The sequence below is a fragment of the Sphingomonas sp. Leaf10 genome (genome assembly GCF_001421245.1).
Lineage (GTDB): Bacteria > Pseudomonadota > Alphaproteobacteria > Sphingomonadales > Sphingomonadaceae > Sphingomonas.
The window spans coordinates 383353-399006 of sequence record NZ_LMKE01000001.1 but is presented as its reverse complement, the minus strand read 5'-3'; the positions used below and the strand labels follow the sequence as shown (position 1 = coordinate 399006).

Genomic DNA, 15654 nt, shown 5'->3' with positions numbered 1-15654 from the left:
TGCGGCGGAAATGGCCGCGACCTTCATGATCGGCGACGGGATGCTCGGCCTGTTGCAGCCGCGCCGCCATGTCGAACTGTGGCAGGAACAGGCGGGCGGTGCGGAATGGCTGGTCCGACCCTTTGTCGGCCATCCCGGCCGCCGTCGCGCCTATGCCCTGCTACAGATCGCCGCCGGACTGGCGCTTGCCGCCCGACAGGTCACGGCACGACGGTGATGAAGATATAGGCGGCAAAGATCGTCAGGTGGACGATACCGGCCAGCACCGTCGTCCGCCCATTGCCCAACGTCAGGGTCGATACCAGCAACGACAGCGCGAACAACACCGTCGACTTGCCGTCAATGCCCAGCGACAGCGGCCAGCCCATCACCAGCGACACGATCGCGACGCTGGGGATGGTCAGCCCAATCGTCGCCAGCGCCGACCCCATGGCGAGGTTCAGGCTGGTCTGGAGGCGATCCTTGCGCGCCGCCTTCACCGCCGCGAGACTTTCGGGGGCCAGCACCAGCGCCGCGATCAGGATGCCGACCACCGCCAGCGGCAGCCCCGCTCCCAGCACTGCTGCCTCGATCGTCGGCGACAGATCCTTGGCCAGCAGCACGACCCCGACCAGCGCGACCAGCAACACGCCGAACGCGATCCATGCAGTACCGGCGCTCGGCGGTTCGGCATGCGCGTCCTTCGGCAGCGAACCGTCGGTCGCGGGCAGGAAATAATCACGATGCCGCACCGTCTGCACCATCACGAACGTCGCATACAGGATGACCGAAACCACCGCGACAAACGCCAGTTGCGACGCAGACAGCGTCGGCCCGGCGACCGTAGAAGTGTAGTTGGGCAGGACCAGCGACATGACCGCCATCGCCGCCAGCACCGACAATGCAGCACTGACCCCGCGCAGGACGAAGCGCTGCTCGTGATGGCGGATACCGCCGACCAGCACGCAGATTCCGACGATGAAGTTCAGGATGATCATGATCGCGGCAAAAACGGTATCGCGCGCCAGCGTCGCGACGTCGCCCGATCCCGACAGCATCAACGATACGATCAGCGAAACCTCGATCACCGTAACCGCGACCGCCAGCACCAAAGTCCCGAACGGCTCGCCAACCTTGTGGGCAACGACTTCGGCATGATGAACCGCGGCGATCACGCAGCCGATCATGACAGTCGCCGCCAACCCCGCGCCGATGCCTCCCGCCTTCGCGAGATTCAGAATGATCGCGATCAGGCCCAGTACGGGTATCACCAACGACCACCATGGTAGTGCCGTTCGATCGAGCAACGCCCGCTTGGTCGCAGGGGTAACGACGGCTTCGCCACGTTCCGCCGCCATCATCGCTTCGTGGTCGCTTGCCGCCGACATCGTGCCTCCATGATCGTTACGCAAAAGCAACACATGGCTGGCCGGATGTTTCCCTGAATGGCGGCTTTATACCATCGGCCCCCCGCCGATCGTATCGATCCAGTCGGGCAACTCGCTCAACGCGGACAGTTGTCGGAACCGGACCTCGTCAGATGGCGGCTGGGCAGCCTCATGGGTCCATGCCAGCGGTTGTGGCACGAACGCCGCCCATGCCCCGGCGGCCAGCGCCGGCAGAACATCGGATCGCATCGAATCACCGGCCATGACCGCACGCTCCGCCGGTACACCGTAACGATCGAACAGCCGCGCGAACGTATCGACCGTCTTGTCGCTAACGATTTCGATCCCCGAAAACCGGTCGCCTAGGCCGGAGGCCGCCAGCTTCGCTTCCTGATGCAGCAGGTCGCCCTTGGTCACCAGGACCAGTCGGCCGCGCTCGGCTAGTGCGTCGAGCGTCGCTTCGATTCCGTGGAGCAGTTCGACCGGATGCGCGAGCAACCGCCGTCCCGCCGCCAGCAGGTCGGCAATCACTCCGCTCGGCAGTCGTTCGCCGCCCAATTCGAGCGCGGTTTCGATCATCGACAGCGTGAACCCCTTGGCCCCATAGCCATAGAGTTTAAGGTTACGCGCCTCGCACGCTTCCAGTGTCTCCATCGCCATATCGGCAGCAGCGAAGGGTTCGAGCATTGCGACAAAGGCATCCTGCGCCTCTTCGAAATGCCGCATATTGTGCCACAGCGTGTCGTCGGCATCGAGGCAGATGAGTTCGATCGGCATGCCCCGCCGATAGCCGACGACATGCCGCGCCGATAGCCCGCACAAACGAAACGGGCACCGGTTGCCCGACGCCCACTTATCGACGGTCAGGAAGCGCGGCCTATGCCGCGTCGCCCGCCTTCTTCTTTTCGGCATAGACGCGGACCGGTTCCTTGCGACCCTCGATCACGTCCTTGTCGACGACGACCTCGTCGACACCGTCCATCGACGGCAGGTCGAACATCGTGTCGAGCAGGATACCTTCGAGGATCGATCGAAGCCCGCGTGCGCCAGTCTTGCGCTCGATCGCCCGCTTCGACACCGAGACCAGCGCCTCGTCGTTGAAGCCGAGCTTCACGCCCTCCATGTCGAACAGCTTCTGATACTGTTTGACCAGCGCGTTCTTCGGTTCGGTCAGGATCTTGATCAGTGCCGCCACGTCGAGATCCTCGAGCGTCGCGATCACCGGCAGACGGCCGACGAATTCAGGGATCAGGCCGAACTTCAGCAGATCCTCCGGTTCGGTCTGACGCAGTACCTCGCCGGTGCGGCGCTCTTCCGGCGCGGCGACATAGGCGCCGAAGCCGATCGACTTGCCCTGCAGACGATCCGCGATGATCTTTTCCAGACCCGCGAACGCACCGCCGCAGATGAACAGGATGTTCGTCGTATCGACCTGCAGGAACTCCTGCTGCGGATGCTTGCGGCCACCCTGCGGCGGCACCGAGGCGGTGGTGCCCTCCATCAGCTTGAGCAGCGCCTGCTGCACGCCTTCGCCCGACACGTCGCGGGTGATCGACGGGTTTTCGGCCTTGCGGCTGATCTTGTCGATTTCGTCGATATAGACGATCCCGCGCTGCGCCCGCTCGACGTTGTAATCCGATGCCTGAAGCAGCTTCAGGATGATGTTCTCGACATCCTCACCGACATAGCCGGCTTCGGTCAGGGTCGTCGCGTCGGCCATGGTGAACGGCACGTCGAGGATGCGCGCCAGCGTCTGCGCCAGCAGCGTCTTACCGCAACCGGTCGGCCCGACGAGCAGGATGTTCGACTTCGCCAGTTCGACGTCTGCACCCTTCTGCCCGTGGTTCAACCGCTTGTAATGGTTGTGGACCGCGACCGAAAGGACGCGCTTCGCCTGCTTCTGTCCGATGACATAGTCGTCGAGCACGTTGCAGATTTCCTGCGGCGTCGGAACCCCGCCATCCTTCTTCGCCACCAGCGCCGACTTCGTCTCCTCTCGGATGATGTCGTTGCACAGTTCCACGCATTCGTCGCAGATGAACACGGTCGGACCCGCGATCAGCTTGCGCACCTCATGCTGCGATTTCCCGCAGAACGAGCAGTACAGGGTGCTCTTGGAGTCGCCGCCGCTGAGCTTCGTCATTCAATTCATCTCCCGCGTCCCGTGACGCGTCTTTCCGCCTGTCAGGATACACACAGGCTCATATCCGGCAATGCCTTAAAACTTTACCCGACCGCGCCGCCCAGTGAGGCGCGGTCGGCCAAGCCGCTTACGCCGCCGGGGTCGCTTCCTCCGGCGCGCCCGGACGCTTGTCGAACACCTGATCGACCAGCCCGAACGCCTTGGCTTCTTCGGCCTCGAGGAAGGTATCGCGGTCCATCGCGCGTTCGATCTCTTCCAGCGGCTTTCCGGTGTATCTGACGTACAGCGCGTTCATCCGATCCTTGATGCGTTGGATTTCCTTCGCCTGAATCTGAATGTCCGACGCCATGCCCTGCGCACCGCCCGAGGGCTGGTGGATCATGATGCGGGCATTGGTGAGCGCGACGCGCATGCCTGGCTCCCCCGCTGCGAGCAGGAAGCTGCCCATCGACGCCGCCTGGCCGATGCAGACCGTGCCGACGCGCGGACGGATATACTGCATCGTGTCATGGATCGCCATGCCGGCCGTCACCACCCCGCCCGGCGAGTTGATGTACATCCAGATGTCCTTCTTCGGATTTTCCGATTCGAGGAACAGCAACTGGGCAGTGATGAGCGAGGCCATATGATCCTCGACGCCGCCGGTCACGAACACGATCCGCTCGCGCAGCAGGCGGGAATAAATATCGAAGCTGCGCTCGCCGCGGCTCGACTGTTCGATGACGATGGGGACGAGGGCGTCGTGGATAGCGTGCATTGGGTTCCCGCTGAGTAGATTTCGCCCCCTACATCGGCGCTCGCGAGAGGCGACGCAAGAGGCGACCCTGCCGCAGTGCACCCGGAAAGATGGTTAGTGCCCGCCGGGCGCCCGGTGGGCGAGATAGGCGAGACGTCGTACTTCACGCCGGCCACGCACCACCGTGTCGAGAATCAACCCCGAGAACAGGCAGAGCGAGGCGAGAATGACGAGGCCGGTCGCAAGGATTGCCGTCGGGAAGCGCGGCACCAGCCCAGTCTGCGCATAGGTGATGGCGAGCGGAACCGCGAGGATTACCGCCAGCATAGCCAAGGCCAGCCCGATCGCGCCGAAGAACCACAAGGGCCGCTCGATCCGGTACAGCGTGGCGATGGTACGGGCGATGCGAAACCCGTCGCCATAGGTCGACAGCTTCGACGCCGACCCCTCCGGCCGTGCGAAATAGCGCGTCGCGACTTCGGCTACCGGCATGCGCAGTTCGAGCGCGTGGACGCTGATCTCCGTCTCGATCTCGAACCCGGCCGACAGCGACGGAAAACTCTTGACGAAGCGTCGCGAGAACACCCGGTAACCCGACAGGATATCGGTGAAACTCCGTCCGAACAGGCGCGCGAGCATGCCCGTCAGCATGGCATTCCCGAACCGGTGGCCGCGCCGATAGGCCAGCACCGCCTCGCTGACCCGTTGCCCGACGACCATGTCGAGTTGCTCGTCGATCAACCGTGCGACCAGTTGCGGTGCAGCCTCCGCATCATAGGTCGCGTCGCCATCAGCCATGACATAGATATCAGCATCGATGTCGGCGAACATCCGTCGCACGACCGCGCCCTTGCCCTGAAGGCGCTCGTTCCGCACCACCGCGCCGGCGGCGCGGGCGACCTCCACCGTCCGATCGGTGGAATTATTGTCATAGACATAGACCGTCGCCTGCGGCAGCGCGGCGCGGAAACCAGCGACGGTCGCGCCGATTGCGGCTTCTTCGTTGTAGCATGGCAGCAGGACGGCGACGGTCATGGACATGGCGCGTCGTACAACACCCCGAGCCGCCGAAAGCAAGCATCCCGACAGCAAAAGGCCGCCCGCTCCCGTTCAGGAAGCGGACGGCCCCTATGCCGTTCGGTCAGACCCGGTCAGCCTTCGCTGGCTTCGGTCTCGGTCTTCTTTTTGGCGCGCGGCTTCTTGGCAGGCGCGGGAGCAGCCTCGCCATCAGCAGCTTCGCTCGGCGCTTCTTCCGCCTTCTTGGCAGGCGCCTTGCGGGTCGCAGCCTTCTTCTTCGGCGCTTCGGCTTCCGCCGGGGCGTCGGCTGCGGCCGGCTCCATGTCCTTCGCCGTCACCGGCTTGGCTTCGGCATGGTCATGATCGTTGTCATGGCTGTGATCGTGACCGCAGCCCGGACCGTGCACATGCGGCACCGCGCCTTCTTCGCTCTCGATCTCGGCTTCCAGTTCCTCGCGCGTCACTTCGCGGTCGGTGATTTCGGCCTTGCCGAACAGGAAGTCGACAACCTTGTCTTCGTAAAGAGGTGCACGCAGCTGTGCAGCCGCCATCGGCTCCTGCTGGACATACTGGATGAAGCGCTGGCGATCTTCCGGGCCGTATTGCTGCGCAGCCTGCATGATCAACCGCTGCATTTCCTGCTGGCTGACCTCGATACCATTTGCCTGACCGATTTCCGACAGGAGCAGGCCGAGGCGGACGCGCCGAACCGCGATCTGGCGGTAATCCTCACGCTCGGCTTCCAGTTCGGCGCGCGCCGCTTCCGGATCGGCTTCGTGGCCGGCTTCGTGCTGGAGCTGTGCCCAGATCTGCTCGAACTCGGCCTCGACCATCGACGGCGGCACTTCGAAATCGTGGCCGGCGGCGAGCTGGTCGAGCAGCTTGCGCTTCATGTGGGTGCGGGTCAGGCCGTTCAGTTCCTGCTCGATCTGGCCCTTGATCAGTCCGCGGAGCTGCTCGAGGCTTTCCAGACCCAGCGACTTGGCGAACTCGTCGTCCGGACCGCCTTCGGCGGGAACCTTCACTTCGGTGATCTTCAAGTCGAAGGTCGCGGCCTTCCCCTTCAGGTTTTCCGCCTGATAATCTTCGGGGAAGGTGACGTTGATCGTCTTCTCGTCGCCCTTCTTCACGCCGACCAGCTGGTCTTCGAAACCGGGGATCAGGCGACCCGATCCGATCTCGATCGCCATGCCTTCGCCGGTACCGCCATCGAACGCGACGTCGTCGACCTTGCCGACGAAATCCATCACGACCAGATCACCGGTGGTGGCTTCATGGCCTTCCTCGGCTTCGTCGTGGCGCTTGTTGTTGCTGGCAAGCTGCTCGAGCTGCTGGTCGACGACCGTTTCGTCGGCGGGAACGGTCAGGCGCTCCAGCTTCAGTCCGTCGATCGCGGGGGCCGGCACGTCGGGCAGCACTTCCAGCGACACGGTGACCGCGGCATCCTGACCCGGGGCATAGGCGCCGTCGAGCGAAACCTGCGGCGCGGTGGCCGGGCGCAGCTTCTGCTCGGCGATCAGCGCCTGAATGCCGTCCTGGATCGAGCTGTTGAGCGCGTCCTGCGCCAGCGCCTCGCCGTGCATCTTGCGGATCAGGTTCGCGGGCACCTTGCCGGGGCGGAAGCCGGGCATCTTCACGGTCGGCGCAACGCGCTTGACCTCGGCATCGACCTTCGAATCAATATCCGCGGCGGTGATGGTCAGCGTGTAGGCGCGCTTGAGGCCCTCGTTCAACGTCTCGACAGTCTGCATTCTCGAAGCTTTCGTCAAAGGAATCGATTCGGGGCGGCTCCAGCCTCGACCGGGCGGCGGCGTCACTGGTGCGGGCGAAGGGAGTCGAACCCCCACATCTTTCGATACTGGAACCTAAATCCAGCGCGTCTACCAATTCCGCCACGCCCGCCGAGCGGACGCCGCCGGCACGGGCGCGTCTATAGCAGCCGTGCACGCCGGGGCAAGTCGCCACGCTTCGCAGAGTTGCATGGCGGCCGCAACCCGCATCGATCGGACGCGTTGGATGGCGACAAGGAGAGCGCATCCATGCCCGTCGAGCCACCGATCCCCGCCGAAACGCCCGCCCCCGACCCCGGCGTCGAACCCACCACGCCGCCGCCCGAACACCCCGCTCCACAGACCGAACCCGGCCAACCCACCGCACCGCCACCGGAAATCGACGTACCCGCCCCCGATATCGACGTGCCAAGCCCGATGCCCGGCGTGACGCCGGTGCCCGGCCAACCCGTCATGCAAGGAAACTGACATGAGCGATCGTGACCGCAGCAGCCATCCCGACAGCCCGCCTGAAGGAGAAACCGATCGTCGTACCGACATCGAAAAGGCGGTCGACTCCGTCAACGGCGATGTCGAGCGGGGCGGAACCGATATAGGCGCGACGTCGCCGACCGAACCTACCGTCTCGCCCGACACCGCCGGCGGATCGGGTGGGGTCGTTCGCAATCAGGAGGGCGACGGTCAGTGATCGCCTTCACTACCCTCCCTGCCCAGGGAGGGTTGGGATGGGTAGGTTTGAGGCGGGCACACCGCTCCCTCGCGGACGGACCCACCCCCGCCCCTCCCTAGTCAGCGAGGGGATCAGTTCCGCTACCTAACCATCCGCCGCGCGGTGATGACCTTCACCGGCGCGGCGGGCATCTCGCCCTTGAAAGCACCGTTGCTCGCCTTGGCCGGATCGACCGCCGTATCGAGGATCTTCACCAAGACGTCGCGCCCTTCGACGATCCGCGCGAACGCAGCATAGCCCTGTCCGTCCGCAGGAACGCCCGGCGCCGCATCGAGCGCGCGCCGCTGGTCACCCACCGAAATCGTGAACTCACCGCGCGCCGTACCGACACCGAGCCGGGCAATCGAGAGCGTGCCGTCGATATGCGACAGGCCGGTCTGGGTCGTCGGCTCATGCTTGATCGGCGGCAGGTTGCGCTTGGCGTCGGTATGCGGACCGAACTGGACGAAGCCGAACTCCGGCGCGACCTTCACCACGCGGTAGAAGTTGACGCCGTCCAAGCGCTTTTGATCGACATAGCGCAGGAAATTGGCCGCGGTGATCGGCGCGCGCTTCGTCTCGACCTCGACGACCATCGTGCCCGCCGTCGTGACGATCGCGACGCGCGGCAACGGCGGTTCGGCCACCGGCTCTGGCGCCGGCGTCTGGGCCAACGCCGGACCGGCCAGTGCCATCGCCACCAACAGCGCGCGCCTCGTCGTCTTCATCATCCCAGCGCCTTTTTCAGCAGGTCGTTGACCACGCCGGGATTGGCCTTGCCGCCCATCGCCTTCATCGTCTGGCCCACGAAGAAGCCGAACAGCTTGTCCTTGCCGCCGCGATAGTCGGCGACCTTGTCGGCGTTCTTTTCCATGACCTCGGCAATGACCGCCTCGATCGCGCCGGTGTCGCTGGTCTGCTTGAGGCCGCGTTCCTCAACGATCGCGTTCGCCCCCTGCCCGGTTTCGAGCATGATCTCGAACACCTGCTTGGACAGCGTACCCGACAGCGTGCCGTCGGCGACGAGCTTCAGCAATTCCGCGCCCTGCGCCGGTGACACCGGACTGTCGACAACATTTTTGCCTAGCCGGTTCAGCGCGCCATACAGGTCCGAAATCAGCCAGTTGGCAGCCGACTTGGCTGGCACGTCCGAACCGCATTCCGCCAGCAGCGCCTCGAACCAGCGCGCCGTTTCGACTTCGGCCGTCAACACCGCCGCGTTGTACGCCGACAGGCCGAGTTCGCCCTCATACCGCTGCCGCTTGGCATCCGGCAGTTCGGGCAGGCTCGCGCGGCATTCCTCAAGGAACGCATCGTCGAGTTCGAGCGGCAGCAGGTCAGGATCGGGGAAGTAGCGATAGTCGTGCGCATCTTCCTTCGACCGCATCGACCGGGTCACGCCCTTGTCGGGATCGAACAGGCGGGTTTCCTGCACTATGCGGCCGCCATCCTCCAGAACCGCGACCTGCCGGTTCGCCTCATATTCGATCGCGGCCATGACGAAGCGCACCGAATTGACGTTCTTCGTCTCGGTCCGCGTACCCAGTTCCTCGCCCGGACGGCGCACCGACACGTTGACGTCGGCGCGCATCGACCCCTGGTCCATATTGCCGTCGCACGATCCGACATAGCGGAGAATGGTCCTGAGCTTCGATAGGTAAGCACCTGCTTCTGCTGGCGAACGCATGTCGGGACGGCTGACGATTTCCATCAGCGCTACGCCCGAGCGGTTGAGGTCCACATAGGAGCGCGTCGGATGCTGGTCGTGCATCAGCTTGCCGGCATCCTGTTCGACATGGATGCGCTCGACACCGATCGCCTTGCGGACGCTGTTCGGGTCCTTTTCGTCGAGCACGATCTCGACTACGCCTTCGCCGACCAGCGGATGGTAGAGCTGGCTGATCTGGTAACCCTGCGGCAGATCGGCGTAGAAATAATTCTTGCGGTCGAACCGCGACCATTTGTTGATCACCGCATCGATCGCCATGCCGGTCCGCACCGCCTGCCGAATGCATTCGCGGTTCGGGGTCGGGAGCATGCCCGGCATCGCCGCGTCGACCAGCGCCACCTGCGTATTCGGTTCGGCACCGAACGCGGTCGCCGCGCCGGAGAACAGCTTGGCGTTCGACGTGACCTGCGCATGGACTTCGAGGCCGATCACGACCTCCCAGTCGCCGGTCGCGCCACGGATGCGGTAGTTCGATTCAGTCATTTCGCATTCCTCTCGCACCGCCCGAAGGCGGCGCGGCCAATCACCACCATTTATCCGCACGCGCGACGAACCCGGCCCGCTGCTCGATCGCCAGACCGGCGTTCAGCACGCCCTGCTCATCAAGCGGCTTGCCGATGATCTGTAGCCCGAGCGGCAGCCCGTCCTTGTCGACGCCGCCCGGAACACTCATCGCGGGCAAGCCGGCAAGCGACGACGGCACGGTGAAGACGTCGTTCAGATACATCGCGATCGGATCGGCGCTCTTTTCGCCCAGCGCAAACGCCGCCGACGGCGCGGTCGGGGTCAGCAGCACGTCGCACTGTTCGAACGCCGCTTCGAAGTCGCGAGCGATCAGCGTCCGCACCTTCTGCGCCTGCGTATAGTACGCGTCGTAGAAGCCGGCCGAGAGCACATAGGTGCCGATCATGATCCGACGCTTCACTTCGTCACCGAAGCCGGCGGCGCGGGTCGCAGCGTACATGTCTTGCAATCCCGCCCCCTCGGGCAGCACCCGCTGGCCGAAGCGCACACCGTCATAGCGGGCGAGGTTCGTCGACGCTTCGGCCGGCGCGATGATGTAATAGGCCGGCAGCGCATATTTGGTGTGCGGCAGCGAAACCTCGACGATCTCCGCGCCCGCATCCTTGAGCCAATCAATGCCCTGCTGCCACAGCGCCTCGATCTCCGCTGGCATACCGTCGACGCGGTATTCCTTCGGGATACCGACGCGCTTGCCGCGCAGGTCGGCGTTCAGCCCCGCTTCCCACGCCGGCACCGGCAGATCGAGCGAGGTCGAATCCTTCGGATCGAACCCGGCCATCGCCTCCAGCATGATCGCACAGTCGCGCACGTCGCGCGCCATCGGCCCGGCCTGATCCAGCGACGAGGCGAAGGCAACCACGCCATAGCGCGAGCAGCGGCCATAGGTCGGCTTGATGCCGGTGATGCCGACGAACGCAGCCGGCTGACGGATCGAGCCGCCGGTATCGGTACCGGTCGCCGCCGGGCACAGCCGCGCCGCGATCGCCGCCGACGACCCGCCCGACGACCCGCCCGGCGCCATCGGCGCGGTATCGCCCGGCCGCCGCCATGGCGAGATCACGTTACCAAACGCGCTGGTTTCGTTGGACGATCCCATCGCGAACTGGTCGAGGTTCAGCTTGCCGAGCATCCCCGCACCGGCATTCCACAGATTGCCGGAAACGGTCGACTCATATTGCGGCACGAAGCCTTTCAGGATGCCGCTCGCTGCCGTCGTCTCGACGCCCTGCGTACAGAACAGGTCCTTCATGCCGATCGGCACGCCGGCCAGCGGCTTGAGCGTCTCACCCGCTGCCCGCGCCTCGTCGGCCACCTTGGCGGCGGCACGGGCATGGTCGGGGGTTTCGACGAGGAAGGCGTTGAGCGGCTTCGCAGCGGCGACCGCGTCGATGAACGCATCGGCGACATCACAGGCGGAGAAATCGCCGCCGCGTACGCCGTCGCGGATCGCGGCGACGCCAAGGTCGGTCAGATTCGACACTATTCGATCACTTTCGGAACGGTGAAAAAGCCATGCTCGCCCTGCGGCGCATTGGCGAGCACGCGGTCACGGACATCGCCATCGGTGACGACGTCGTCGCGCAGGCGCAGATGGTTGGGGATGACCGCAGTCATCGGCTCGACGCCGTGGGTATCGACTTCGCCCAATTGCTCGATCCAGCCGAGGATATTGCCGAGTTCGGGTGCCAGCTTTTCGGCTTCGGCATCGGTGATCGCGATACGGGCAAGGCCGGCCACGCGTTTGACGGTTGCAGGTTCGACGGACATGGCACGGCGGCTAGCATCCTGCCGCGCCCCCCACAAGCGCCGCAAAGCGGTTGCGCGGGAACGCCGCTTCGCCCACCAAGGCGGCGATAGCGGCGGAGAGACGGTTGGCGCGCAAATTCCTGTATGTCGTGGCGGCACTGATCGTCCTGGCGATCGCCGCGATGTTCGCCTTTCGCCTGTTCGGCAACGACCTGTTGCGCCGCGCGATGGTGCCAAGCGTGGCGTTCCGCGCCGAACCGGCGATGCCCGGCAACGCCTATGCCGACCGCGCGATGTGGTTCGCCCGGCCGGGGCTGATCAACACGCCGGTCGACTGGTTGCCGCAGGGGCTTGCGCGAACCGCACCCGGCAATGCCGAGATCTTTTTCGTCCACCCGACTTCGTTCGTCGGCACCGACCGGTGGAACGCGGCGCTGAACGACAGCGAGACCAATGGCCGGGCGCAAGTGTTCCTGCGCGGACAGGCCAGCGCGTTCAGCGCCGCCGGCCGGGTCTGGGCGCCGCGTTATCGGCAGGCGACGTTCGGCGCGTTCCTGACCGGCGATGCCGCGGCGACGCAGGCGCTCGACCTCGCCTATCGCGACGTCGCGGCGGCGTTCGACACGTTCGTCGCCGAGGCCGATCCGAAGCGTCCCATCATCCTTGCAGGACATAGCCAGGGCGCGCTGCACCTGACGCGCCTGCTGCGCGAAAAGGTCGCCGGGACGCCCCTCGCCCGCCGCATCGTCGCCGCCTATGTCGTCGGTTGGCCGGTGTCGAAGGCGACCGATCTGACCGCGCTTGGCCTGCCCGAATGCGCCGCAGCCGGTCAGGCCGGTTGCATCCTGTCATGGCAGAGCTTCGCCGAACCCGCCGACCCGGCGTTGATCGTCGACCAATATGACGCCTCGACCGGCTTCGACGGCCGCCCGCGAAAGGGCACGCCGATGGTCTGCACGAACCCGCTGACCGGCACCGCCAGTGCCGCCGCGCCGGCGAGCGTCAACCAGGGTACGCTGATCCCCGACAAGGCGTTGACCGATGCGACCATGGCACCGGGGTTGGTCCCCGCGCGCTGCGACGAACGCGGTTTCCTGCTGATCGGCGACAATCCGCCCGATCTCGGCCCCTATGTGCTGCCGGGCAATAACTGGCACGTGTATGATTACAGCCTGTTCTGGGCGAATGTCCGCGCCGACGCGCTGCGCCGGCTGGCTGCTTGGGAGAAACGATGATTACCGAAGACCGCGCCGTCTTTCGCGACGCGCTGCCGGATGGCGGACGGCTGATCGGGCTGGACGTCGGGACCAAGACGATCGGCACGGCGCTGTGCGACGCCGGCTGGAGCTTCGCCAGTCCGGCCCTGCTGGTGAACCGCACCAAATTCACCGCCGACAAGGCGCAGCTCGCAACCCTCATCCGCCAGCAATCGGTACGCGGCATCGTCATCGGCCTGCCGCTGAACATGGACGGCAGCGATTCGCCGCGCACGCAATCGGTCCGCGCCTTTGCCCGCAATCTCGACGCTACCGGCCTGCCGATCTTCCTGTGGGACGAACGCTGGTCGACGGTCGCGGTCGAGCGGCAGATGATCGCCGAGGATCTCAGCCGCGCGAAACGCGCCGAACGCGTCGACAAACTCGCCGCCGCGTACATCCTGCAAGGCGCGATCGACGCGCTGGTCAATGTGCCACTCGGCTGACCTTGCGTCGCGGCGCTGCCCGGCCTAACCGATCGCCTCGATGCCTAGTTCAGACCACCGCCCCGCCGCCATGATCGATGGGGGTGCCGTTTTCCCGCATCGCCACCTGACCGGGATCGAGGGGTTGCAGCCCCATGAGATCCTGTTCCTGCTCGACGAAGCGGAACAATGGATCGACGCCAATCGCAGCCGCGGTCCCAGCGACCACCGGTTGGACGGCGTGACCCAGATCAACGCCTTCTTCGAAAACAGCACACGCACGCTGCTGTCGTTCGAGATCGCCGGCAAGCGGCTGGGCGCCGATGTCGTCAACATGCATGCCGGCCAGTCGAGCGTGAAGAAGGGCGAGACGCTGATCGATACCGCCGTCACGCTGAACGCGATGCGCGCCGACGTAATCGTCATCCGCCACAGTTCGTCGGGTGCGGTGCAGTTGATCGCCGACAAGGTCGATTGCCCGGTGCTCAACGCCGGGGACGGCTGGCACGAACACCCGACGCAGGCGCTGCTGGATGCACTGACCATCCGCCGCCGGCTCGGCGATATCGCGCACCGGCGGGTCGTGATCTGCGGCGACATTCTGCACAGCCGCGTCGCACGGTCGAACATCCTCGCACTCACCACGCTGGCGGCCGAAGTCCGCGTCGTCGCCCCAACGACGCTGATGCCGCAGGCGATCGAATCGATGGGCGTCACCCCATTCACCGACTTCGATGCCGCATTGGAAGGGGCCGATGTCGTCATGATGCTGCGCTTGCAGAATGAGCGGATGAATGGCGGCTTCATCCCGTCGAGCCGGGAATATCACCTCCGCTACGGCCTGACCCGCGAACGGCTGAAACGCGCCGAGCCGCACGCGATCGTCATGCATCCGGGACCGATGAATCGGGGGATCGAGATCACTAGCGACGTCGCCGACGATCCCGAACGATCGACCATCACCGAACAGGTCGAGATGGGCGTCGCGGTGCGCATGGCGTGCCTCGACGTACTGACCCGGCGCAGCCGCGGCGTGGAGGGCTGGGCATGAACATGATCTTCACCGGCGGCACGCTGGTCTGCCCCGATGGCGGCGTGCGTAGCGGCGACCTTGCGATAACGAGTGACGTCATCGCCCCCTACGCAGCCGATGCCGAACGCATCGACATTTCGGGCAAGCTGCTGGCGCCCGCGATCGTCGATCTCGGCGTCTTCGGGATCGATGCCGCCGCGTGCCGGGCGGGCGGGATCGTTCGCGTCGGGCTGATGCCCGATCAGGCGCCGGTGCTGGACGATCCGGGCATCGTCGCGCGGGCGGCACATATGGGCAAGCCCGACATCTGGATCCACCCGCTGTCGGCCGCGACGCAGGGTCTGCGCGGCACCGACCTTGCCGAAATGGCGATCAATGCCGAAGCGGGCGCGGTGGCGGTGGCGACCGGGCGACGCTGGATCGCGGACAGCGGGGTGATGCGCAAGGTCCTCGCCTATGCACGGGACTGCGACCTCGTTGTCGTCGCCCATGCCGAGGATGGTGGCCTTGCCGGTGATGCGGTCGCGACGTCGGGCGAGACTGCGACCCGGCTGGGCCTGCCCGCGGCGCCGGCCACGGCCGAGGCGTTGGCGATCGCGCGCGACCTGATGCTGGCGGAGGATACCGGCGCGCGGCTGCACTTCCGGCAGGTGACGACCGCCGCCGGCTTCGATCTGATCCGTGCGGCGAAGCGGCGCGGGGTTCGCGTGACGTGCGGCATCACCCCTGCCCATCTGTATTTTTCCGACATCGCGATGAGCGATTTCCGCACCTTCGCGCATCTCTCGCCGCCGCTGCGCGACGAAAGCGATCGCCGGGCGGCGCGCGCCGCGCTGGCGGACGGGACAATCGACGTATTGTGTTCGGGCCATGACCCGCGTGGACCGGAGGCCAAGCGCCTGCCCTTCGCCGATTCGGAACCCGGCATGGCGGGGGCGGAAACGCTGTTGTCGCTGGGACTGGGGCTGGTGCGCGACGGGTTGATCGAACTCGACCGCCTGTTCGCGTTGCTGGCGCGCAACCCCGCCAAATTGCTCGGCCTGCATTCGGGGACGTTGGCGGCCGGCGCCCCCGCCGACCTGATCGTCATCGATCAAGGTACGCCGTGGCAGGTCCGGGCCGATGCATTGGCGGGCAAGGCCGCGAACACGCCGTTCGACGGGCTGCCGGTGCAGGGC

The 15654-nt window shown here is 65.6% G+C and carries 17 protein-coding genes and 1 tRNA gene; 7 read left to right on the top strand and 11 right to left on the bottom strand.

All coding sequences use genetic code 11. The annotated features are described in order from the left end of the window. Positions 1 to 10 precede the first annotated feature (10 nt). On the top strand, positions 11 to 217 hold the full coding sequence (locus tag ASE59_RS01960; protein WP_235515606.1) for a hypothetical protein: 207 nt from the start codon (positions 11 to 13) through the stop codon (positions 215 to 217). Here the strand turns inward: ASE59_RS01960 and ASE59_RS01955 are convergent. From ASE59_RS01955 to ASE59_RS01925, 7 genes are all read right to left on the bottom strand, one after another. Further along, entirely contained in the window at positions 201 to 1367 is a 1167-nt protein-coding gene (locus ASE59_RS01955) for a calcium:proton antiporter (protein ID WP_235515605.1), read from the bottom strand. The two genes, ASE59_RS01960 and ASE59_RS01955, sit on opposite strands and share 17 nt — an antisense overlap. Positions 1368 to 1433: 66 nt before the next feature. Beyond that, positions 1434 to 2144, bottom strand: a complete 711-nt coding sequence (locus ASE59_RS01950) for an HAD family hydrolase (RefSeq protein WP_056452697.1) — start codon at positions 2142 to 2144, stop codon at positions 1434 to 1436. A gap of 100 nt (positions 2145 to 2244) precedes the next feature. Then, a complete protein-coding gene (clpX, locus tag ASE59_RS01945) occupies positions 2245 to 3510 on the bottom strand; it encodes an ATP-dependent Clp protease ATP-binding subunit ClpX (RefSeq protein WP_055756400.1) in 1266 nt (421 codons plus the stop codon). Between the two features lie 127 nt (positions 3511 to 3637). Continuing rightward, the gene (locus ASE59_RS01940; RefSeq protein WP_056451438.1) at positions 3638 to 4267 is read right to left on the bottom strand and encodes an ATP-dependent Clp protease proteolytic subunit; all 630 of its coding nucleotides are present in this window, start codon (positions 4265 to 4267) and stop codon (positions 3638 to 3640) included. A 93-nt stretch (positions 4268 to 4360) separates the two neighbouring features. After that, the gene (locus tag ASE59_RS01935; RefSeq protein ID WP_056451436.1) at positions 4361 to 5287 is read right to left on the bottom strand and encodes a glycosyltransferase family 2 protein; all 927 of its coding nucleotides are present in this window, start codon (positions 5285 to 5287) and stop codon (positions 4361 to 4363) included. Positions 5288 to 5397: 110 nt separating this feature from the next. Continuing rightward, complete coding sequence (gene tig, locus ASE59_RS01930) at positions 5398 to 7014, bottom strand: trigger factor (RefSeq protein ID WP_056451434.1); 1617 nt, start codon at positions 7012 to 7014, stop codon at positions 5398 to 5400. Positions 7015 to 7080: 66 nt separating this feature from the next. Next, positions 7081 to 7165, bottom strand: a tRNA-Leu gene (locus tag ASE59_RS01925). Positions 7166 to 7302: 137 nt separating this feature from the next. On the opposite strand from ASE59_RS01925, the gene ASE59_RS01920 reads away from it, so the two are divergent. Next, the gene (locus ASE59_RS01920; RefSeq protein ID WP_056452694.1) at positions 7303 to 7521 is read left to right on the top strand and encodes a hypothetical protein; all 219 of its coding nucleotides are present in this window, start codon (positions 7303 to 7305) and stop codon (positions 7519 to 7521) included. Position 7522: 1 nt separating this feature from the next. Next, a complete protein-coding gene (locus ASE59_RS01915; RefSeq protein WP_056451432.1) occupies positions 7523 to 7741 on the top strand; it encodes a hypothetical protein in 219 nt (72 codons plus the stop codon). A 122-nt stretch (positions 7742 to 7863) separates the two neighbouring features. Here ASE59_RS01915 and ASE59_RS01910 read toward each other — a convergent pair whose 3' ends face one another. The 4 genes from ASE59_RS01910 to gatC are packed head-to-tail and all read right to left on the bottom strand — an operon-like array spanning position 7864 to position 11783. Continuing rightward, positions 7864 to 8490 (bottom strand): peptidylprolyl isomerase, encoded by a 627-nt coding sequence (locus ASE59_RS01910; RefSeq protein WP_414899151.1) that lies wholly within the window; start codon positions 8488 to 8490, stop codon positions 7864 to 7866. Further along, complete coding sequence (gene gatB, locus ASE59_RS01905) at positions 8490 to 9974, bottom strand: Asp-tRNA(Asn)/Glu-tRNA(Gln) amidotransferase subunit GatB (RefSeq protein WP_056451430.1); 1485 nt, start codon at positions 9972 to 9974, stop codon at positions 8490 to 8492. Before gatB ends, ASE59_RS01910 begins: the two co-directional genes overlap by 1 nt. A gap of 40 nt (positions 9975 to 10014) precedes the next feature. Next, positions 10015 to 11496 (bottom strand): Asp-tRNA(Asn)/Glu-tRNA(Gln) amidotransferase subunit GatA, encoded by a 1482-nt coding sequence (gatA, locus tag ASE59_RS01900; RefSeq protein WP_056451428.1) that lies wholly within the window; start codon positions 11494 to 11496, stop codon positions 10015 to 10017. Further along, a complete protein-coding gene (gene gatC / locus ASE59_RS01895) occupies positions 11496 to 11783 on the bottom strand; it encodes an Asp-tRNA(Asn)/Glu-tRNA(Gln) amidotransferase subunit GatC (protein WP_056451426.1) in 288 nt (95 codons plus the stop codon). Before gatC ends, gatA begins: the two co-directional genes overlap by 1 nt. Positions 11784 to 11887: 104 nt before the next feature. Here gatC and ASE59_RS01890 point away from each other — a divergent pair, with 104 nt between their 5' ends. From ASE59_RS01890 to ASE59_RS01875, 4 genes are all read left to right on the top strand, one after another. Then, positions 11888 to 12997, top strand: coding sequence for a DUF3089 domain-containing protein (locus tag ASE59_RS01890; RefSeq protein ID WP_056451424.1), 1110 nt, complete (start codon positions 11888 to 11890; stop codon positions 12995 to 12997). Continuing rightward, positions 12994 to 13464, top strand: a complete 471-nt coding sequence (ruvX, locus tag ASE59_RS01885; protein WP_056451422.1) for a Holliday junction resolvase RuvX — start codon at positions 12994 to 12996, stop codon at positions 13462 to 13464. The genes ASE59_RS01890 and ruvX overlap by 4 nt, the downstream gene beginning before the upstream one ends. A 40-nt stretch (positions 13465 to 13504) precedes the next feature. Beyond that, positions 13505 to 14494, top strand: coding sequence for an aspartate carbamoyltransferase catalytic subunit (locus tag ASE59_RS01880; RefSeq protein WP_056451420.1), 990 nt, complete (start codon positions 13505 to 13507; stop codon positions 14492 to 14494). Then, the coding region (locus tag ASE59_RS01875) for a dihydroorotase (protein WP_056451418.1) at positions 14491 to 15654 on the top strand (1164 nt) is incomplete at its 3' end. The genes ASE59_RS01880 and ASE59_RS01875, both read left to right, overlap by 4 nt.